The sequence below is a fragment of the Oligella sp. HMSC09E12 genome (assembly GCF_001808505.1).
Taxonomy (GTDB): domain Bacteria; phylum Pseudomonadota; class Gammaproteobacteria; order Burkholderiales; family Burkholderiaceae_B; genus Oligella; species Oligella urethralis.
Genome location: NZ_KV793559.1, coordinates 43000 through 62817 on the forward strand (window position 1 = coordinate 43000; position 19818 = coordinate 62817).

At 41.5% G+C, this 19818-nt stretch carries 22 protein-coding genes; 21 read left to right on the forward strand and 1 reads right to left on the reverse strand.

Features of this window, described 5'->3' with window-relative positions:
- The first annotated feature begins 44 nt into the window (after positions 1 to 44).
- The 17 genes from HMPREF3179_RS03715 to HMPREF3179_RS12650 all read left to right on the forward strand — a co-directional run bounded on the left by HMPREF3179_RS03715 (position 45) and on the right by HMPREF3179_RS12650 (position 13992).
- Positions 45 to 440 carry a hypothetical protein gene (locus tag HMPREF3179_RS03715; protein ID WP_070469770.1) on the forward strand — a complete coding sequence of 132 codons (396 nt, stop codon included), beginning with the start codon at positions 45 to 47 and terminating at the stop codon, positions 438 to 440.
- Positions 440 to 1153 carry a 3'-5' exonuclease gene (locus tag HMPREF3179_RS03720; protein ID WP_070469771.1) on the forward strand — a complete coding sequence of 238 codons (714 nt, stop codon included), beginning with the start codon at positions 440 to 442 and terminating at the stop codon, positions 1151 to 1153. The genes HMPREF3179_RS03715 and HMPREF3179_RS03720 overlap by 1 nt, the downstream gene beginning before the upstream one ends.
- An 80-nt stretch (positions 1154 to 1233) precedes the next feature.
- Positions 1234 to 1491 (forward strand): hypothetical protein, encoded by a 258-nt coding sequence (locus tag HMPREF3179_RS03725; RefSeq protein ID WP_070469772.1) that lies wholly within the window; start codon positions 1234 to 1236, stop codon positions 1489 to 1491.
- Positions 1484 to 1873, forward strand: a complete 390-nt coding sequence (locus HMPREF3179_RS03730; protein WP_048769081.1) for a nucleoside triphosphate pyrophosphohydrolase family protein — start codon at positions 1484 to 1486, stop codon at positions 1871 to 1873. Before HMPREF3179_RS03725 ends, HMPREF3179_RS03730 begins: the two co-directional genes overlap by 8 nt.
- Complete coding sequence (locus HMPREF3179_RS03735) at positions 1866 to 2900, forward strand: hypothetical protein (protein WP_070469773.1); 1035 nt, start codon at positions 1866 to 1868, stop codon at positions 2898 to 2900. Before HMPREF3179_RS03730 ends, HMPREF3179_RS03735 begins: the two co-directional genes overlap by 8 nt.
- Positions 2863 to 3402, forward strand: a complete 540-nt coding sequence (locus HMPREF3179_RS03740; RefSeq protein ID WP_070469774.1) for a deoxynucleotide monophosphate kinase family protein — start codon at positions 2863 to 2865, stop codon at positions 3400 to 3402. The genes HMPREF3179_RS03735 and HMPREF3179_RS03740 overlap by 38 nt, the downstream gene beginning before the upstream one ends.
- The gene (locus tag HMPREF3179_RS12645; protein ID WP_048769076.1) at positions 3395 to 3646 is read left to right on the forward strand and encodes a TraR/DksA C4-type zinc finger protein; all 252 of its coding nucleotides are present in this window, start codon (positions 3395 to 3397) and stop codon (positions 3644 to 3646) included. The genes HMPREF3179_RS03740 and HMPREF3179_RS12645 overlap by 8 nt, the downstream gene beginning before the upstream one ends.
- Positions 3647 to 3648: 2 nt before the next feature.
- Positions 3649 to 7020, forward strand: coding sequence for a DNA polymerase (locus HMPREF3179_RS03750; protein ID WP_070469775.1), 3372 nt, complete (start codon positions 3649 to 3651; stop codon positions 7018 to 7020).
- Between the two features lie 140 nt (positions 7021 to 7160).
- Positions 7161 to 7451: a hypothetical protein gene (locus HMPREF3179_RS03755; RefSeq protein WP_141743436.1), complete on the forward strand. Its 291-nt coding sequence runs from the start codon at positions 7161 to 7163 to the stop codon at positions 7449 to 7451.
- A 44-nt stretch (positions 7452 to 7495) separates the two neighbouring features.
- The gene (locus HMPREF3179_RS03760) at positions 7496 to 7762 is read left to right on the forward strand and encodes a hypothetical protein (protein WP_048769069.1); all 267 of its coding nucleotides are present in this window, start codon (positions 7496 to 7498) and stop codon (positions 7760 to 7762) included.
- Positions 7763 to 7814: 52 nt separating this feature from the next.
- Positions 7815 to 8933, forward strand: coding sequence for a metallophosphoesterase (locus tag HMPREF3179_RS03765; RefSeq protein ID WP_168160350.1), 1119 nt, complete (start codon positions 7815 to 7817; stop codon positions 8931 to 8933).
- Entirely contained in the window at positions 8923 to 11067 is a 2145-nt protein-coding gene (locus tag HMPREF3179_RS03770) for an AAA family ATPase (RefSeq protein ID WP_070469777.1), read from the forward strand. The genes HMPREF3179_RS03765 and HMPREF3179_RS03770 overlap by 11 nt, the downstream gene beginning before the upstream one ends.
- A 225-nt stretch (positions 11068 to 11292) precedes the next feature.
- Positions 11293 to 11739 carry a hypothetical protein gene (locus tag HMPREF3179_RS03780; protein WP_070469779.1) on the forward strand — a complete coding sequence of 149 codons (447 nt, stop codon included), beginning with the start codon at positions 11293 to 11295 and terminating at the stop codon, positions 11737 to 11739.
- Between the two features lie 11 nt (positions 11740 to 11750).
- The gene (locus HMPREF3179_RS03785; protein WP_070469780.1) at positions 11751 to 12122 is read left to right on the forward strand and encodes a hypothetical protein; all 372 of its coding nucleotides are present in this window, start codon (positions 11751 to 11753) and stop codon (positions 12120 to 12122) included.
- Positions 12112 to 12609: a deaminase gene (locus tag HMPREF3179_RS03790; protein WP_070469781.1), complete on the forward strand. Its 498-nt coding sequence runs from the start codon at positions 12112 to 12114 to the stop codon at positions 12607 to 12609. The genes HMPREF3179_RS03785 and HMPREF3179_RS03790 overlap by 11 nt, the downstream gene beginning before the upstream one ends.
- 317 nt (positions 12610 to 12926) lie before the next feature.
- Positions 12927 to 13772 (forward strand): FAD-dependent thymidylate synthase, encoded by an 846-nt coding sequence (locus HMPREF3179_RS03795; protein WP_070469782.1) that lies wholly within the window; start codon positions 12927 to 12929, stop codon positions 13770 to 13772.
- Between the two features lie 31 nt (positions 13773 to 13803).
- Positions 13804 to 13992, forward strand: a complete 189-nt coding sequence (locus HMPREF3179_RS12650; RefSeq protein ID WP_161797545.1) for a helix-turn-helix transcriptional regulator — start codon at positions 13804 to 13806, stop codon at positions 13990 to 13992.
- On the opposite strand, the gene HMPREF3179_RS03800 is transcribed toward HMPREF3179_RS12650, so the two are convergent.
- Positions 13910 to 15136, reverse strand: coding sequence for a tyrosine-type recombinase/integrase (locus tag HMPREF3179_RS03800; protein WP_070469783.1), 1227 nt, complete (start codon positions 15134 to 15136; stop codon positions 13910 to 13912). The two genes, HMPREF3179_RS12650 and HMPREF3179_RS03800, sit on opposite strands and share 83 nt — an antisense overlap.
- Positions 15137 to 15384: 248 nt before the next feature.
- On the opposite strand from HMPREF3179_RS03800, the gene aroG reads away from it, so the two are divergent.
- From aroG to HMPREF3179_RS03820, 4 genes are all read left to right on the forward strand, one after another.
- A complete protein-coding gene (gene aroG / locus HMPREF3179_RS03805) occupies positions 15385 to 16449 on the forward strand; it encodes a 3-deoxy-7-phosphoheptulonate synthase AroG (RefSeq protein WP_036558450.1) in 1065 nt (354 codons plus the stop codon).
- Positions 16450 to 16548: 99 nt separating this feature from the next.
- Entirely contained in the window at positions 16549 to 17667 is a 1119-nt protein-coding gene (gene mnmA / locus HMPREF3179_RS03810) for a tRNA 2-thiouridine(34) synthase MnmA (protein WP_070469784.1), read from the forward strand.
- Positions 17668 to 17684: 17 nt separating this feature from the next.
- Positions 17685 to 19067: an adenylosuccinate lyase gene (gene purB / locus HMPREF3179_RS03815; protein ID WP_018025690.1), complete on the forward strand. Its 1383-nt coding sequence runs from the start codon at positions 17685 to 17687 to the stop codon at positions 19065 to 19067.
- Between the two features lie 171 nt (positions 19068 to 19238).
- On the forward strand, positions 19239 to 19709 hold the full coding sequence (locus tag HMPREF3179_RS03820) for a c-type cytochrome (RefSeq protein ID WP_246824358.1): 471 nt from the start codon (positions 19239 to 19241) through the stop codon (positions 19707 to 19709).
- Positions 19710 to 19818: the final 109 nt, after the last annotated feature.

Here is a 19818-nt window from a genome sequence, read left to right on the forward strand (position 1 = left end):
ACACGGGGGGTGTAAAAGCCCTCCATCTATTTTTGAGGGTTGATATGGTTAAAAGTGAGAAAGAGTTAGATTCCACACTGCTTCTTTGTTCTGTGATTGAAAATCTAAGCTTTAACAATGATTATCAGAAAAACATCTTTATTTATAACTTTTTATTTGACAACACAGACCTTGATTTAAGTTCTTTCGGTTTTCTTTTGAAAGAAGATGACTTAAATGATGTTGATGAACTAGATGAAGACGAGGAAGGAGTTGAAGAAGAAAGCGTCACTAATGACAGTCTTGATGATATTAAATCTATTTACAGCAAGTTAGCTGAAAAGTATCTGCAAGAACTTAACGAGACAAAAAAAACGTCAAACCCTAAAAGGGAAGAACATTGGTGGGAATTAGATCCTTTCTTGCCTGTTAAGTTTCGTTTCTACGGGGGACGCAAGTAGTGAGGTATTTTATTCTTGACGTTGAAACCGTGGGTTTACATGTTCCTGACGAGGGTTCAGGCGTAGTTGAGTTTTGCGCTTTTGAGGTTGATGACGAGTTAAATACGATTAAAACTTACCACTCCATCATCAACCCAGAAGCCCCAATCTCAGCAGGAGCTACAGCCACTCATGGAATAAAAGCGTCAGACGTAATAAATGCCCCTACCTTAGCAGAGTATTTTTTAAGTCTTGACAACAACCCATGGGGTGAGGGTGAATCGGAATTTGCCTTCATTGCTCACAATGCCAAGTTTGATGAAAAGTGGTTAAAGGATTATATCTTTTGTGATTACGTGTTGGTCGACAGCTTGAAGTTAGCAAGACAGTTTTACCCTGACGCAGAGAGTCATAAGCTACAGGTTTTGCGAGTTATTTTAGATTTGCCGTTTGATATTAGAGATGCGCATAGCGCAGATGGCGATGTAGAAACTTTGCTTAATTTTATGCGCCGATTATCTCAAGACACAGGTAAAACACTTGATGAGCTGTGTATTGAGGCTCAAAAGAAAGGTCCTTTACCTACAACCATTAAATTTGGTAAGCACTCAGGTAGAAAGATTGCTGATGTAGCAAAGGATTACCCTGACTACTTGGATTGGTGCTTGAAGAACCTTACGCACCTATCCGCAGAGTACCAAGAAGCATTTGAGCGAGCGTTAAAGAATAAATAGAACCAAACTACTTAATAAAAGGGGCTTACAAGCCCCTTAACAACTCAAGACCTTTAAGGTCATTTTCTTGTAGGAAAAACATGGCAATTTTTAAGCGAATGACCAAGGAAGAAATGAAAGAACAAGGGCTAACCCATAAAGGAATTATGTTTGGGTTTTGCCCTGTTTACTTAGGGGATTTAGATAGCGAAGGACCAAACGTTGTTGTTAGAAATTGGTTTCCAGATTGGCTTTTTGACTTAGGTTATTTTTTGGATTCAGCTACGAGAATGAAGCTACCTTTTAATGATGAAGCCCCATTCAAGATTTTAGTTACAGGAGAAATTGATTATGAGTAAGCATTTAACTGAATACCCTGAAATTGTAAACCGTTTGGCAAGTCCTAAAATGCGACAAGCTAACCACCATCTTATTCATGCAGCCATGGGTTTATCAAGTGAGGCAGGGGAAATTACAGACCAAATCAAAGCCCACTTGTTCTATGGCAAAGAACTTGACCTTGTGAATTTGGTGGAAGAAGCAGGGGATTTGCTATTTTTCCTTACCTTGATGCTTTACCAATTAAACATTGATATCGAGCAAGTCATTGAGGGTAACAAGGCTAAGTTAGAGGTTCGCTACGGTAGCGAGTTTAATACCGAAGGAGCTTTGGTTCGTGACAAAGCAAAAGAGATGGAAGCTTTAAAGTCTGCAGTGTTTAGTGAGGCATCTCGTGAATAAAGTAAAAGAGATGTACATCAAGGGTTTGGCTTGGGATTTCATGCGCTACTTTATTACTCACGATGGTAAAGAATTAATGGGCGAGAAAAGTAAAGATACTAAACCAATCCCTAAACCTGCTTTACTCGGCGAGAATTGGAACGATTGGAACTTAGACTTGGTTTTGCGCCCTAGAAGCACTGCAAAGAAGTTAGTTTGGCAAGGAGATCATGGAAGGGCGAATGTATTTCGATCTAACAGCGATAAAGCGGTGAGATTTGAACGTTTTATCGCCTACCAAAAAAACTTGAGAGCTTCGGCTAGACCTGATAAGGCTTTGTCAAACCGATTTGGCAGTGATGTTTCTATTTTAAAGTCGTTACCTAACTCTGATCCTCTGATGTATACAGAAATCCTACTTGCCTGCTTATACAGTCTTGCCTCTAACTACCAAATAAATGAAGAAGATATTTTATTTGACGTTGGAGGAATCTATTACAAGCTTAAAGGCAACAAGATTTATAAGCTTACAGAGCAAGGAGAAATAAAACTAACCATGCTTGAGAATTTTAATTGGAAAGAGTTTCTAACTTGTCGTCGTCGTAATCATTATTCAGAAAACCCAACCGCCTACGCAATCCACCAAGCTTGCGAGCGAGGTTTTCTGACCGAAGATAAAACACTTCAACGAGTTGCCGATACTGTACTAAATGTAGCACCTAAAAAATTACTTGACGACTTGTTGAAGTACACGCCGGAGCGATTTCAAGAGGAAGACGATAAGCCTGTGTTCGATTGGCAAGTGGTGAGTAAGTTATTGAGAGCTGAAAGATTTGGTCAAGCTTTACTGGATAACGTAGATTTTACCGACTTAAGTTTAGATAAGATGAATACACAGATCGTCTATTTCACAAACAACCTAGGACCTAAAGTTCATCTACACAATAAATTAGGTGTGATGTCGAGGTTAAATGCGTTTGTTTGCCCTAGTAAAAGAAAGGAGAATAATTATGTTATTGGGTTTTTCAGGGAAAGCTGGGAGTGGTAAGGATACCGCTGAAAGTTTTCTTAGGCAATTTAAGTATGTAAAAACAGCTTTTGCCGATCCTTTAAAAGAGAGTTGCATTTTTAAATTTAACTTGTCTCACAACGACGTTTATACGCAAGAAGGAAAGAAACGTTTTGTACCTGAGTGGGGGTTGACGGTTAGGGAAATCTTGCAAAAAGAGGGGACGGAATGCACTAAGTCATTTTGGGGAGAGGATTTTTGGTGCAAGCGTTGGGTAAGCACTTATAACGAATTAAAGGAACAAGGATTTGAAAATATCTCTGTCACCGATGTTCGATTTGATGCAGAGGCGGAAGCTATTTTAGCTTTAGGTGGAAAAATCATTGAAATTGTTCGAGAAGGTGTAAACGATAAAGACACCCACAGTTCTGAACAAGGGCTTTCAAGACACTTGATTTCTCACACAATTCCCAACAATAGAACTCTAGCTGACTTAGAGGTTGAAGTAATCAAATTACACAGAAAATACAAAAATGAGTAGTAAGCACGCAGATTTTTTAGACCAAGCCAGTGAAAATGAGTTGGCTAGTACTGAGCTTTTTATAGCGCAGGTTAGAGAAAGAAACAAACCAGAACAAGTTAAAAACGAAGATGGAACTTGGCAAGAGACGGAATGTATTGACTGTGGAGACGAGATACCGTTAGCTCGCCTTGAGTTAGGCAAGGTGAGATGTGTTTATTGTCAAGAGGCTTTAGAGAAGAGGCAACGATTTGGGGGAATGTGATTATGAAGCGACTGATTGTTGATTTACCAAGTATCTCTTGGACCTGCTTGTTTGCAGGTAAAGACGAAGAATTTGGTTATGAAGTTACTATGCCCACAGGGCGTACGGTTTACGTTAATTCCTACAAGCACGGATACGAAAATGCCATCAATTCGCTTGTATCCGCTTGGTTAAAACTAGGTATTCAACCAAAAGATACCATTCTTGTGGAAGAAACAGGTAACACGTTAGCCTTTCGTAAGCGATTCATTCCTACTTATAAAGCTGGTCGTTCTGACAACCGCCCTGAAGAGTACTTTAAAGAGTACAGAAAATTAGTTGATGAATTAAAGTTTGCGATTTTCAAGCTTGGGGGAACTACAGTCAACCGTCCAAACACGGAAGCGGACGATATGATAGCCTACCTTGTAGAAAATCTACAAGGTGAAAAGGTGATTTGGACAAGTGATGGCGATTTGTCGGTATTACTTAGTGATGAGGTTTCATTGTGGCGTAACGGAGAACTTCTAGAAGAGAATCCCTACGGACCCTTTGATGTAAAACTAATCCCAGTCTACAAAGCACTTGTTGGCGATAGCAGCGATAAGATTCCCGGTGCTAAGGGTTTTGGCGTCAAAGCTTTCCTTAACGTACTATCAATGTTTGGAGAGGAAGGAGTCTACGCCATTGAAGAAATGATTAAGAAGCGAGACTTAAGCCCCCTTGAAGGTAACATTGAGGACCTGAAAGCGATTAAAAATATCGTTGAAAATAAAGAGGAAGTGATTTCCTCCTATTCTTGTGGAAAACTATATCCAAATCTTGTTTACGATATCAGATATCAAATTAAATGGTTTCCCGGTTACTTACACCAAGCAAAAGATATCTCTGATGAGCGCTTGCAACCTTTTGGTGGTTCTATCAAGCTAATTCATCAAGGTAATGTAGACTCCGCATTAAAAGCCTTTGAGAAGTATATTTATCAAGGTCGTCATGTAGCTCTAGATATTGAAACATCTGTACCAGATGAATCGATTGATTGGTTAAAAGATGTGAAAGACACTGACGATGAGAGCAAGCTTGGCGTTGACGTGATGGGATCGAAATTAACTGGGTTATCAATGACGTTTGGTTTTAATCAACGTCATACCTATTACTTTACCGTAGACCACAAAGAGCAAGATGGAATTAGTAATTTAAGCTCCGATCAAGTTCTTGAGTTTATTAAGAGGATTCCTGAAGGTATGCCGATTGTTGTTCATAACTCAGGATTTGAGCAACCTGTACTTTATAACACGTGGGGAGATAAATTATCTGACAACGGTTGGCATGGGTTCTTGCCAAGTGTCCATGATACTTCCGTACTTGCTAATTACGTTGATGAAAACAAATCAACAGGTTTAAAGGGATTGTCCAAGCGTTACTTTGACTATGATCAAGTGGATTATGCTACGGTAACGCAGGGTAGACGAATGAATGAGTTAACCGCCGTTGACGTTTTAAGTTACGGTGCTGATGACACCATCATGACTTCCTCGCTTTACGACTTCTTTAAGATAATCTGTGAAACTGAACACAGTTGGGACACTTACTTGAAGTTCGAGGTGAAACCTGCTTATGTAACTGCTTTGGCATTTGTTCAAGGGGCAAACCTTGATTTACCTAGAATGGCTCAACTTCAAAAGCAAGACGAAGAACGTTCAAAAGAGTTGCAGAAAATCATTGACGATTACTTAATCAAGTTGGGTTGGGAAGGTACTGTTTGCCCTTTATTTAAAGCGGAAGATCTTGATGAAGCTAAAAAGTTAAAAGAAATATTCTTGCACATGGTAGGTGTTCCCTTAAAAACAATGGTTAGAACACCTTCCAAGATTATCGCTTTAGTGGAAGCAGGGCTTGATGTTCCAGAGGATTTCAGTGGTTCTAAAGAAGACTTTGATTTATTGTGTCAAGAGTTTGCCACTTTTTGTTTGAGAGGTGATATTAGCAGTATCAATGAAATCATTAAATCACGGTTTGATGGTCGACCTAACTTTGATATTCGTTCTCCAAAACAAGTAAGCAATCTACTTTATAACGAGCTAGACCTGCCAATCAGAGTTATTAACCCGTTAACCCCCTTGCAGAGAGCAAATCAACCAGAGCTTGCATCGGCGGTATCTCGTTTTAACGAAATAGAAATGGGTTCTAGTAAAGCAACAGCGTTAACCAGCCGAGAGCGAGAGCTGTTAAAAGCCAAGGCAAGTACAGATGACACGGCGATTTCCTTTGCTTTATTAGAGGATTTGGACGATGAAACAAGAGAGTTTTTAAATGCTTTTGTGGAGTTAAAGGAGATTGGTACACGTTTTAACATGTTCTATACCAAGTACAAAAATATTTCTCACTGGAAGACGGGCAAGTTACACGCCAACGTTAGGTTGTCTAGTACGGTAACACGAAGAACCACAAGCTCAAACCCTAACTTACAGCAGTTGCCTAAGCAAGGTTCTTTCCGTGAGGTTTTTGTACCTCACAGAAAGAACGGGTTTATTGTATCCATTGACTATAACGCACAGGAGTTAAGGGCTCAAGCGGAGTTGTCAAGAGATGGGAACTTCTTAGCTTGTTATATTGGCGACAACAAGCGAGATATTCACTCCATGACCGCCGCCTCGCTCATGCGAAAGTTATGGGGCGATGAACGAGTCGACCAATTGGAGGCTAAGCATGGTATCAACGATCCTTACTTTTTGTTTATGGCGTTACGTAAGTCCGAGGACAAAGAGGAACGAGGAGAGGCTTCAAAGCTTAGAAACCAAGCGAAAGTCGTTAACTTCCTATCCGCCTACGGAGGCACTGAGCAAGGATTGTCTAAGAGTCTTTTGTGTTCAATCTCAGATGCAAAGACGTTTTTAGATGCCAAGCACAAAACTTTCCCTAGATATGAAGAATGGAAGGATGAAGTCGAATTTATTGCTTCGGTTAACGGTTATGTTGAGTTGGAATATGGTGGCAGAAGACACTTGCAAGAAGCGGTGCTATCCGACAATTCTTGGGAACGAGAAAGAGCAAGACGTCAAGCGTCAAACTTCCACATTCAAAGTTCATGCGCACTCCAAACCAAACTTGCGATGGCAAACCTGTGGGATTCAGGGGCGTTGTTTAAGTTTGATGCTCAATTTATCGCACCCATTCACGATGAATTAGTGTGTTCAGTGAGTCAGGAAGACGCACTTGAATTTACCAAGGTGATGCACGAAAGCATGGTTCAACCGTTTTGGAAGATAGTCCCAGTTGTAGCGGAAGTTTCGTTTGGACCTAATTTTGCCGATCAATATGAAGTCGGAGAGTATGTTGATGAAGCTGTATTTAACAAGCACAAGGAAACCATTATTGAAAAGAGAGGTTACTAATGACCGTTAGAAGACAAGACAGAGGTAAGCGAGCTGAGAAGATGGTTCATAACTATCTTCAAAGTTTAAGCGAAAGGGTAGCTGAATTTGACTATGAAAGGTTGCCTGATGCTCGATCGGCGATGGGAAGGTTTAAATCTATGGTAGGGGATTTTGCTTGGTTTTATCCGGGGCGACATGGCGTGATTGAGGTAAAAGAAACCCAACATGATTATCGACTTGCCAAAGACAAACTCCCCCAACTTGCAAGATTGAAGAAGCGAGTTTTAGCAGGTGGCACGTGCTTAATCCTCGTTTACCATTCCACCGCCAATGTGTGGAGATGCTTAGACGCAGCTAAGCTACCTTTAATCGAACGGGGTTCTTGGGATCTCAGGGAGATGCCTACGTTTAGCAAGGTTTCTGACATTGAGATTGTTAAGGACAAATAAGATAACAAACAGCAAGGGGCAACCCTTGCTTTAAAGGTGAACAAATGAATGATTTAATTGTTGTTTCTCAACTTGTAGCAATTGTCTTTTTACTTTTAATGCTCATTTGGAGTTTACTCTCTTTAAGAAAGTTAAAAGAGGAGCTTTTTAGTGTTGAACTTGAGTTAATTATTTTAAAAGACGAGTGCTCATACAACTCCCTACAAATCAGACAAATGAACAAACAACACTACCTTGATATCAAGGCGTTAGAGGTGATGATAGGGTGTAACGACCTAAGTGAATTACCTGAAGAGGAATACCTTCATTGAGGATTTTTAAGTCCATAACTTAAACCGAAAACGGAGATAAGAGATGAAATCTATGTTAGTTATTTCCGATTGTCATGTGGGAACATCACGAACGGCAGGGGTAACGCCTAGTTCCGCTGCTGAACTCTATATGTTCTTACTTGATGAATTGGAACGAATATTAAACGAGAATACAGACAAAGATGTTTTTATTAACGGTGATTTATTTGATAAGTTTACTGAAGAAAACTTCACGGTTGAAGCCACGTTGAATTTATTTATTAAGTGGATTAAAGAATCAGGCAATCTGTTGTACCTTTGTTTTGGTAATCACGATAAGTCGGCAAAAGGGGACAAGTTATCAAGTTTTGACTTGTTAGCTAACGTCTTGAAGTTCATTTACCCTGATAACGTTATCACGTTTGAATCTAAATTTACCAAGGTTCGTGATGGCGTGTATGTAATCCCTCATTGCTTTAACCAGTTTTTATTCAATGCGGAACTTGAAAAAGCACTTGAAGAACCTATTACCAAGGGGTCTAAGTTGTTGCTTCATGTTAATTACTTGAACCCTTTTAGTGCTCATTCCGACCACAGTTTGACCATAAACGAAGAACAATTGGCCGCACTTATCGACCATGGCTATCAAGTCCTAGGTTCTCATGAGCATTTATCTCGAAGCTTGATGTTACGAAATGGAACGTTTATCACAAACCCAAACTTTGACGTAACCGCCGACTTGCTCGTACTTGGAAATCAAACGCCAAGCTCAATTTCTGATTGTTTATCAAGTGGGTATGCTCAAAAGGACGGTAAGAAATATGCTCATGTAATTCACCCAGACAACACGATTTCTCGTATTGAGACATGGGATAACAAGGGAAACTTTATTAGCGTGGATTGGCAAGAGCTTGACAAGGTTGGTCAAGAAAAGTTTATACGTGTGGAGGGGCAAGTTTCTCAGGCTGAAGTGGAAGATGTGTTTTCACGAATTGCTAAGTTCAGAAACAAATCCAACGCATTTATTGTTACCAATGCAGTGAAAGTTGAGGGTTTAACTCAGAATGAAGAAGATACGCTTGATATTTCTTTAGAGAGTATCAAGGCGTTTGATGTTAAAGGTGAGTTTTTGAAGTTATTTACAGAGGAAGAACAGGCGGTATTAAAGGAGGTAATGGGAGATGATAACTAAAATCTCAATGACAAATTTCCGTAAGCATGAAAACACAGAAATTGCATTTACTCCATCGTTAAATGTTATCCGAGGCTCCAACGAAAAAGGTAAAAGCACGGTAGGTGAAGCTTTGCTTTATGTTTTATATGGTTCAAAAAGTTTACGTGGACGATTTGATGATGTGGTTACTTGGGGAAAGCCTACAACTACGTTGAAGGTTGAGGTTTGTTTACTGATTCAAGATGTACTGTTTAAGTTTGTTCGTAGTAAAGGTGGGGCGGAAATTTACAAAGGCGATGACAACGTTCCTTTTATTACGGGGCAAACCGAAGTCTCAGATTACGCCTCTAAGTTGATTGGAGCGGACGCTGTAACTGCACGTAAGTTGATGTTTGCAAATCAAGGGAATATGCGAGGAACGCTTGAAGCAGGACCTAAAGCAACCGCTGAAATGGTCGAAGAACTTTCTGATTTCTCGTTCTTTGAAGATTTGTTAGAAGCAATGAGTCAAAAACTTGTATTAGGTTCAAACGTTATTGCTAAATCTCGTTTAGAGGAGTCCAAGGCTAACCTAGAAGCGTTGCTTTCCTCACAAGAAAACAAGGACGACCAACTCAAGAGTGCTATGAGTCAAGTAAGTGAAGCGGAAGGAAAGCTAACGGGTGTGAGTGCCAACCTTGGCGAATTAAAGCTGAAATACGATAAAGCACAACTTGACTTAGAGTTATATGAAGAAAGAAAAGTGCAATATACGAATGCCAAAGAAGCGGTGGAATCAGCAACCGAAGCATACAATAATCGATTACTTGCCATTGATCAAGCTCGCTCTTGCATTGTTGACGTTGACACGTCCAACCTTGATTACTTGAAAGAACGTATTCAAAAAGCCGATGAAGCTAAAGTTCGATACTTAGCCTACGTTAAATTCACTAACTTTTCAGAGTCTTTTGACAAACGACCAACGACCTTCCAAGGCTCAATGGACGCTTTAGAGGCGGCGATTGAAAAGAGCCAATTGAAAGTTAAAGATATTGACAACCTAATTACTAAAAAAGTAAGTCAAATTAACGAATTAAAACGGAGAATCATCAAGGACACAACTTGCAGTCATTGTGGACAACCTATTAAGAATGTGGAGGAAGTACTTGCTAATAACAAAAAGTTTGAATCAGAAGTAGAAGATGAATCAAACAACCTATCAACACTTGAGAAATCGCTTGAGGAAGCTCGTTTGGAGCTTAAAAACCTTCAAGATATTAAGAAATCCAATCAACCTGTGGAGCTTTATTTACGTACGGATAGCAGTTACGTTGACGTTAATTATAGTGTCGTCCCCTACGAAGTTAAATGGAAAGGGGAAGTACCAAATGCCAACGAAAATGTAGACGAAATCAAAGAGCAAGTAAAAGAGATTGAGCGTCAAGTGAAATTGGTAGAAGAAGCTAAAACTCGGCTAGAGGTTTTAACAGAAACAGCATTACCTTTGGAGCAAGCTTTAGCTAAAGCAACCAAAACCTTAGCTGATAGCTCATTTGTAGATACAGGCGAAGCGTTGAAGAAAGCCTTTGAAGATGTAGAGTACGACTACCTTGCGGTGGACATGGAGAAAGCGACGTTGGAGCACACAATTACGACAAATAAGGAGATTATTTCAGTTATCAAGAGTGAACAAGAGGCGTTCAAAGCTCGAACCCTTGAGTTACAGCGTCAAGTTGATAGTTTTGAAAAAGAAGTTAACGACCTTGCCTTTAACAATGCCTTACTTAAAAAGGTTCGTGAAGCACGCCCGATGGTTGCCAATCAACTTTGGAATTTGGTGTTGTCAAGTGTGTCGACGATGTTTAGTAAGGTTCGAGGTGTAAAGTCAACGGTAACTAAATCTAAGGAAGGGTTTTTGGTTAATGGGGAATCTGTTGATGGACTCTCAGGTTCAACGTTGGATTTACTTGGTTTAGCCATTCGCTGTAGCTTAATCAAGTTGTTTATACCTAATTGTCCTTTCTTGATTTTAGATGAACCAGCCGCCGCCATGGACATTGATCGTACAGCGTCCATGATGGGGTTTATTTCATCATTGGATTTTCCTCAAATATTGCTGATTACGCACGAGGATTTAAGCGAAACCTTAGCTAGTAATTTAATTGAAATTTGATGGTTACCGCAGAGACGCTAATTAAATTGAGGGTTGCAAGGGGTTGGAGTGTTAGAGAAGCGGCAAACATTGCCAACCTCTCGTGGGTAACCCTAGAGAAATACGAAGAGGGAGTCCAAATTCCAGCCACTTGCAACCTAAAACGCATACAACATTACTGGAAGTTAACGTCAGAGGAGTCGTTTGAGTTGATGGTTGCAGTAACGAAAGACAAGGAGCTTATGCATGGCAAGAAAACCTAAAAGAAGGAATAAAACATATAAACCAAAACACGTTAGAGGAAACATGTTGGTCGCAGGTTCAGTGATTTTAGAACCGCTTGAAAAGCTTTTGTTTAACTTGACGCACTTTAGTGAGTTTGATACGCAAGATGACGAAGTCGTTATTGTGAGTGCCGATGGTGATGTAATCCCTGCAAAAGCTTACATTCATGTGATCGAAGACTTGGTCAAACATACATCAGGCGACCTACTTGATATTTCCGCTCTAACGGAATTAAGGCAAGGTCTAGGAGTTGAAGGAGGGTTGACTTTAGATACGCTTAACCGAGCAACAAAAGTAACCAAAGCCATCAAGATGATGCTTAATAATTTACCCCCAGAAAAAGGGGTGGATTTTTTAATGACAACCAAGATTAAACGTGAGTTTAATCGACAAAGGTTAATTAATTAGGGAATACCAAGATGGAAGATAAAAATAAAATTACTGAACCAAATCAATATTCAAAGTATGTTGAGCTATCCAATCGAACCTTTTTTAAAGAAAGCTTACTTGTAACCAAGGACTTGTTTACATTTTTACCAGAGAACGCACACGAAATGGCTGACGACCTTGTGGAATCCTTTTTTAAAATAGTACAAATCTTTTGTGCTTTAATCCTTTGTCTCGGTCTTATTGTTTTATTGCCAATTAGTGTACCTATCCTTACTTTCTATCGTAGAAAGTGGAGAAAGGAAAGCTTAGATAGATATGAAGAGAGAAACAAAAATTTCTTCAACTCCCACCCAGAAAAATTGGCAAGTAGAAGTAAGAAGGGGGATGTAAATGGCAACTGATACCAGAGAATTAAACAAAGTTAGAAAATTTCTTAAATTTATACCTACCGCCGAAGGTTTAGCTGAACAATCAAAAGACCCAAGTACAAAGGTAGGTGCAATCGCCCTTGATGATGACTTTAATGTTCGATCTGTAGGCTATAACGGGTTTCCAAGAGGGGTTGATGATAACGAGGCATACTATGCGGATAGAGAAACAAAGTACAAGCGAATCTCTCATGCGGAAATGAACGTGGTGGCTCAAGCTGCACGAACGGGTGTTTCCATCAATGGTTGTACCTTGCTTTTGACATCTTTGTTTCCGTGTTCAACTTGCGCCAAGATTTTGATTCAAGCAGGTATACGTAGGATACTTGCCCCTAACGTCAAAATGGGTGACGTTTGGCGTCATGAATGGGAAATTTCAAAGCAACTTTGCAAGGAGGCTAAGGTAAGGGTTTATGGGTATAATCCTTTGAATCCAAAGGAAGTGCAGGTTATAATTTAGTTTTATTTCTTCAATAACAATAACAAAACGTATGACCACTTACCTGAAAGGAAACTTAACAAACAACAGCGAACTTTTTTACGAAGTTAAATTGACAGATTATAATTCATTTGTTATTTTATCTGAATCTAGTTCGCCTACGACATTCTCCGTCACTGTTGAGCGTGGGGATCGCACTAACACTCATCAAGTGAATGTTTCACCCGTTGTCATCAACGACTTGATAATTACTGGAAATATTAAGTCGTTTAAATTTTCAACAAAAAGTGAAAATCCTATATTAATAACGATTAAACCATTTAAACCAAGGAATAAATATGCTAATCAAGGCAAAAGTAATTGAAGATTCAAAGCACGCTTACGAAGGTACAAGGGTAACCACATTAGAGCTTACTTATCCTCGTTTTTTACATGAACAATTTTTAACCCACCGAGTATTTTCAAGAAATGCGTCAAGCTCAAGAGCTATTCCTGTGGAGCGCATGATTTCTAAAGTGGAGGAGAATCCTGTTATCCCCGAGGTTTGGGGTAAAAATAAGTCAGGTATGCAACCAGACGAACCCCTTGATGATAAAACACAAGCCAAAGCAACCGCTGTGTGGAAGGAGGCAATGGCGTTTGCAGTCAAGCAATCAAGAGAAATGGCAAAGCTTGGCGTACACAAACAATGGGCTAATCGCTTAACTGAACCCTATCAACACATCAAAGTGCTTGTCACGTCCACGGAGTGGGGTAATTTTTTCCACTTAAGAGATCACGAAGATGCGCAATATGAGATTCAGTTATTAGCTAAAGCTATTAAAGAGGCTTTGAACGCTTCTAAGCCAAAATTGTTGTTGCATGGAGAGTGGCATTTGCCTTATGTAACTCAGGAGGAGCGAGAGAGATTTATAGAGGATCCTGAAATACTTTGTAAGTTAAGTTCCGCACGTTGCGCAAGAGTCTCCTATAACAATTTTGATGGCACAAGCGCAAACGTAGAAAAAGACTTGGAGTTATTTGAAAAACTTGCAGGAAGTAACCCTATCCACGCAAGCGCACTGGAACACCCTTGCCGATCTGCTGTTTTTTCTGATACTAGAAACTACCTTCCGACCAACTTTAAAAACTTCTTGCAATTTAGACGCATTGTTGAACGAGAGTTACTCAACAATGATCTTTAACGCTTGAATAAGAGTAATTAAAGGAGAAGCATTGACAACTCAACCTTTATTAGCTGATATCAAGGATTTACAAAAGATTGTCAAGCTTGGCAAGACGACTATTTACGACTTGATAAAGAAAGGAGAATTTCCCCAACCTAAACGTGTTGGTCGACGTTCGTTGTGGGATATCTCAGAGATTCAAGTGTGGGTAGAGAGTCTAAGTTACCAAGGAGACTAACAATGTAATCCCCGTAACGTTCAAAGGCTTGGCGTCTATCGTCAAGCCTTAATTGCTTTTGGTATGTACGCTTTACTTTATTTTTCTCTCTGTGGTTCAAGCACAAATCAATAACTTCACCTTCAATCCCAAGCTCGCCCATCAACGTACCCACCGTTCTTCGTAAGTCGTGAGCTGTAAAGCGTTCAAACCCTTCAGGCAGTAAATGCTCAGAGAACAAACGCTTGATAAAACGCAACAACCCCGGACTATCCAAGTGTAAGCTATTAGGATCTTTTTTGTTTCTATTATAAAACAGGTATCCACCAGCCGAAGTTACATGTTGAATACCTTTTAGCAAGTGTCTTGAGAGAGCATTCAAGTGAACGATATGCTCTAATCCGTTCTTTGATATTGAGCCATGAATTTTCCAAGTCCCTGACTCCAGATCAATATCCTCTTTTCTTGCTTTAACCACTTCAATCGTTCTTGCCCCCGTAGCCAAGGCAAATAAGCAAGCTACAGCGTGAGTTGTCCAATGTTTGCGTGCATTTACAGCCATAATCATCGATTGAATGACTACAGGTACTTCATTAGGCGACAGAAACCGCTCACCTTCACTCCGTTTTACGCCTAAATCCTTAAGTGTTAATCCATAAAGAGGTAGATGGGTAATGAATTCTCGTGTATAACCCCACTTTAATATTTGACCGAATAGAGTGAATGATGCAGCCGCCGCTTGAGGCGTTCCGCTTAGTATTTTCTTGTCGAACGCCGCCATCAAGTCCTTTCTTGTTAATTGCTCAAGAGGTATGTGTCCTACTTCATTCATTAAAGTGGATTTATAGTTAGAACGTATTGTTGCAAGATCGGAGCGATTAGGTAAGGCGTAATCTTCATACCAACGATGAAACAAACCGTCAACGGTCATCGTTTTATCCGAACCAACAGATACCATTTTTTCAAAAACCGATCTAGCTTGTGCTAAACTCATAGCAGGGTATCGACCGATTGATTTTTTCGTGTTACCAACCTTGACAGTCCATGATTTAGAACCTGTAGGTCTTACACGAAGGTAAAGTCCATTACCGTCGTGTAGTAGGTACTCTCGCTCTTTTGATTTTGCGTTAGCAACCTTTCTATCCGTCAACAAATTGATAGCCATAACCCCTCCAAATCACTTAAATTTGAGGGACAAACTAAGTCCCCTAGGGGACTAATTGTACACGGATTCAGGCGAACTTTTGCGAACTACAGCGAACTAACTAAAAGAAAAAAGAGTGGAGAGACTTAAATAGCAAGGCTGAGAGCCTTATGTAACAAGGGTTTGATTATGGTTGATATGGTGCAATACAATATATCTAAGCTTAAATAAGCATATAGATTTAAATTCATAGATTTGGAGTGATATAGGTGTCATACAATACAGATGATTTACGCATTGATGAGATCCGTGAATTAACGCCTCCCTCACATCTGATGAGGGAGTTTCCATGTACACCGGATATTGCTGGTGTGGTGCATGAGTCACGCCAAGCGATTCATAATATTCTTCACGATCAGGATGATCGTTTAGTGGTGGTGGTTGGTCCATGCTCTATTCACGATCCTAAGGCAGCCTTGGAATATGCCGATTTGCTTAAGGTTGCGCGTGATAAGTACGCCGGTGAACTAGAAGTGGTGATGCGTGTTTATTTTGAAAAACCACGTACCACGGTTGGTTGGAAGGGCTTGATTAATGACCCTGATTTGGACGCCAGTTTTAATATTAACAAGGGATTACGCATTGGGCGCCAGTTATTGCTTGATATTAACGCCAAGGGTTTACCAGCCGGTTGTGAGTTTTTAGATATGATCAGCCCGCAGTATATGGCTGACTTGGTGTCATGGGGTGCCATCGGTGCGCGTACCACCGAGAGTCAGGTGCACCGTGAGCTGTCTTCTGGGCTATCCTGTCCAGTTGGCTTTAAAAACGGTACCGACGGTAATGTCAAAATCGCCGTTGATGCGGTGCAGGCCGCTTCGCGCCCACATAGCTTCTTATCCGTGACCAAAGGCGGTCACTCAGCCATTGTCAGAACGCGTGGCAATGATGACTGCCATATTATTTTACGTGGTGGTAATGACGGCCCGAATTACAGCGCAGCGCATATTCAGGCAGCCTCAGAGGTGATTGAAAAGGCCGGTCTAAAGCCTAAAATCATGATTGATGCGAGCCATGCGAATAGCTCTAAAAAGCCTGAAAATCAGCCTATTGTGATGGATGACGTGGCGCAGCAGTTAGAAGCGGGCGATCAGCGCATTTGTGGCGTGATGATTGAAAGTCACCTGGTTGCAGGACGTCAGGATCAGGTTGAGGGTAAGCCGCTCGTTTATGGTCAGAGTATTACCGATGGTTGTATTGATTGGGAGACGACTGAGCGGGTGCTCGCTCGTTTGGCCGAAGCAGTCAAAGTTCGTCGTCAAAAAGCAGCTTAATGCGCGCTTAAAATCTACATAAGGCTTGCAGTTTATGCAAAAATGGCTAAGTGAAATTCGCATCACTTAGCCATTTCCTATTATTTTTAGATATTATCCATGAGTAATTCCCCAACACTTTCCAACGGCAAACGCGTTGTTATCGGTATGTCGGGCGGTGTAGACTCCTCCGTCAGTGCTTGGTTGCTTAAGCAGCAGGGCTATGAGGTGATCGGTCTTTTTATGAAAAACTGGGAAGACGACGATACCGATGAGTATTGCTCCAGCCGCCAGGATCTATTGGACGCCGTGAGTGTCGCCGATATATTAGGCATTGAGATCGAGGCAGTTAATTTTGCGACGGAGTATAAGGATCGAGTGTTCTCTGAGTTTTTACGAGAGTACTCAGCAGGTCGTACGCCGAATCCAGATGTGCTGTGCAATGCCGAAATTAAGTTTAAGGCATTCTTAGATCATGCCATGACTTTAGGCGCTGATCATATTGCCACCGGTCACTATGCACGGGTGCGTCAGGTAGAGGGCGAGCATGGCACCGAGTTTCAATTATTAAAGGGCGTTGATCCGAGCAAGGATCAAAGCTATTTCTTGCATCGTTTAAACCAGGCGCAATTAAGTAAGACGCTCTTTCCGCTAGGTGAAATTCATAAAAGCGAGGTGCGTAGAATTGCTGCTGAGCTACAGTTACCGAATGCGAGCAAAAAGGACTCCACCGGTATTTGTTTTATCGGCGAGCGTCCATTTAGAGAGTTTCTTAATCGCTACTTACCAACAAAACCCGGACCGATGGTCACCGATAGTGGTGAGGTGATCGGTGAGCATATGGGCTTATCGTTTTATACCTTAGGTCAACGCAAAGGCTTGGGTATTGGTGGCCTGAAAAACTATCAGAGCGAGGATGGCACTGCGCCAGCTTGGTTCGTGGCAAAAAAAGACTTGCCCTCCAATACGCTCTATGTCGTAAATGGTCACGATCATCCATGGCTTTTAAGCAAAGAAGTGGTGGCGGAGGATGTTAGCTGGATCGCAGGACAGGCGCCGGCGGCGGGTAATTACGCCGCTAAGACCCGCTATCGACAAGCGGATGCGCCTTGCTCCCTAGAAGTGACAGCGACGGGTATGAGTTTACGCTTTCCTGAGGCTCAGTGGGCAGTCACCCCGGGGCAGTCGGTGGTATTGTACGACGGGGATATTTGCTTAGGCGGCGGTATTATTTATTAACTATTATTTTTAAGACTATGAAAATTGCGGATCAATTAACAACACTAAACGCTTTATCACCGATTGACGGTCGTTACGCTACGCGCGCTGACGCTTTACGTCCTTTTCTCTCTGAGGCTGGTTTTATGGCTCATCGGGTCGAGGTTGAAGTGGCTTGGCTCAAAGCCTTAGCCGAGGCCGGTTTACCTGAGTTACCCGCCTTTGATGCCGAAGCAGTTGCAGTATTGGACGGCTTAGTCAGTGATTTCTCTGAGGACTGCGCTGTTCGTATTAAGGAAATTGAAAAAACCACCAACCACGATGTGAAGGCCGTAGAATATTTTCTTAAGGAAAAAGTGGCTGATCATCAGCGCTTAGCGGCAGCCGCAGAGTTTATTCACTTTGCCTGCACCTCCGAAGATATTAATAATACGTCCCACGCCCTGATGTTAGTGCGAGTACGGGATCAGGTGCTACTGCCTAAGCTAAAGGAAGTGTTGGCACAGATGGTGGCTTTTTCCCATGACTTAGCCGATCAGCCGATGCTGTCCCGAACCCATGGTCAACCTGCTAGCCCCACCACCATGGGTAAGGAGTTTGCTAACTTTGCAGCACGTTTACAGCGTGCAATTGCGCAGATTGAGCAGGTGGAACCCCTTGCCAAATTAAACGGTGCAACGGGTAACTATAATGCTCACTTAAGCGCTTATCCTGAGGTGGATTGGCCAGCCTTAAGTAAAAAGGTCTTAACTGGCTTAGGTCTGACACAAAATGAATACACCATTCAGATTGAGCCACATGATTGGATGGCGCAGCTTTTTGATGCCATTGCTCGTGCTAATACCATCCTGATCGACTTTAACCGTGATATTTGGTCTTATATTTCCTTAGGTTTCTTTAAGCAGCGCCTAAAAGAGGGCGAGGTGGGTTCTTCTACCATGCCACATAAAGTCAACCCGATTGATTTTGAAAACTCAGAGGGTAATTTAGGTCTTGCTAATGCCGTATTTCGTCATCTCTCTGAAAAATTACCGATTTCACGTTGGCAGCGTGACCTAACCGACTCTACGGTGTTAAGAAATTTAGGCGTTGGTTTAGGTTATTGTATGGTGGCTTGGGACTCTTGCCTGAAGGGTATGGGCAAGTTGCAGCTTAATGCCCAGGTAATTGACGAGGATTTAGACCAGTGTTGGGAGATCCTAGCGGAGCCGGTGCAGACCGTGATGCGTCGTTATGGCTTACCACAACCTTATGAGCAGTTGAAGGCCCTAACACGCGGTCAAGGCATTACTGAAGCTGCCTTAAGCGAGTTTATCCATGGTTTAGATTTGCCTGAGGCGCCAAAGCAATATTTATTAGCTTTAACACCGCGCAGCTACATCGGGCATGCCGCTAAACTAGCAAAAGCCTTTAAGGGTTGATTGAAATAATTTGCAATATTCTAAAACAGTCGTTACTTGTTCTTTAGTTAAAGCTTACTTATAATTGACAAGTCAATGAGGTACCGATGGGATTTTTCGCTCGGTACCAAGTTGATAATTTTGTTTTTTTGATGTTGCGCACCTATTGCTACATTGATTTTAGGGGAATAGATGATGAAAAAATTATTAAGTGCTGCCATCGTGACAAGCTGTGCTTTTGCAAGCACTGCGGCTTTAGCGGTTACGCCGGCTAAGGACCATTTTGAGTCAACCGATGATGCGGTTGCCTATCGTCAAGCGGCTTTTAAGCTAATCGGTGATGTTTTCGGTGCTCGTTTAGGTGGCGTAGCGCGTGGTGATATTGAGTACGATGCTGATGCAGTCAAGGCTAATGCTCAAGTATTATCAACGCTTATCAATCTGCCGTGGGTTGGTTTTGCGGATGGTCGTGAGGGTGGTAAAGCCTCGGATAAAATTTGGTCTAACAAAGACGATTTTAATAAAAAGGCTCAAGCCTCGATTGATGCCGTTGCTGAGCTTGAAAAAGCCGCAGAAAGCGGTGATTTAGCTAAGTTCAAGCAAGCCTTTGCGGGCGTAGGTCAGTCCTGTAAGTCCTGTCACGACAGCTATCGTGAGAAGTAGGATTGAGATTGAAATAAAAACGGGCGGCTAGATGCCGCCCGTTAAGCTTTCTGGATTAGAAAACAAAATAGAATAGTAAGCGTCCGGTGAACTCCGATTGACTTCCGTT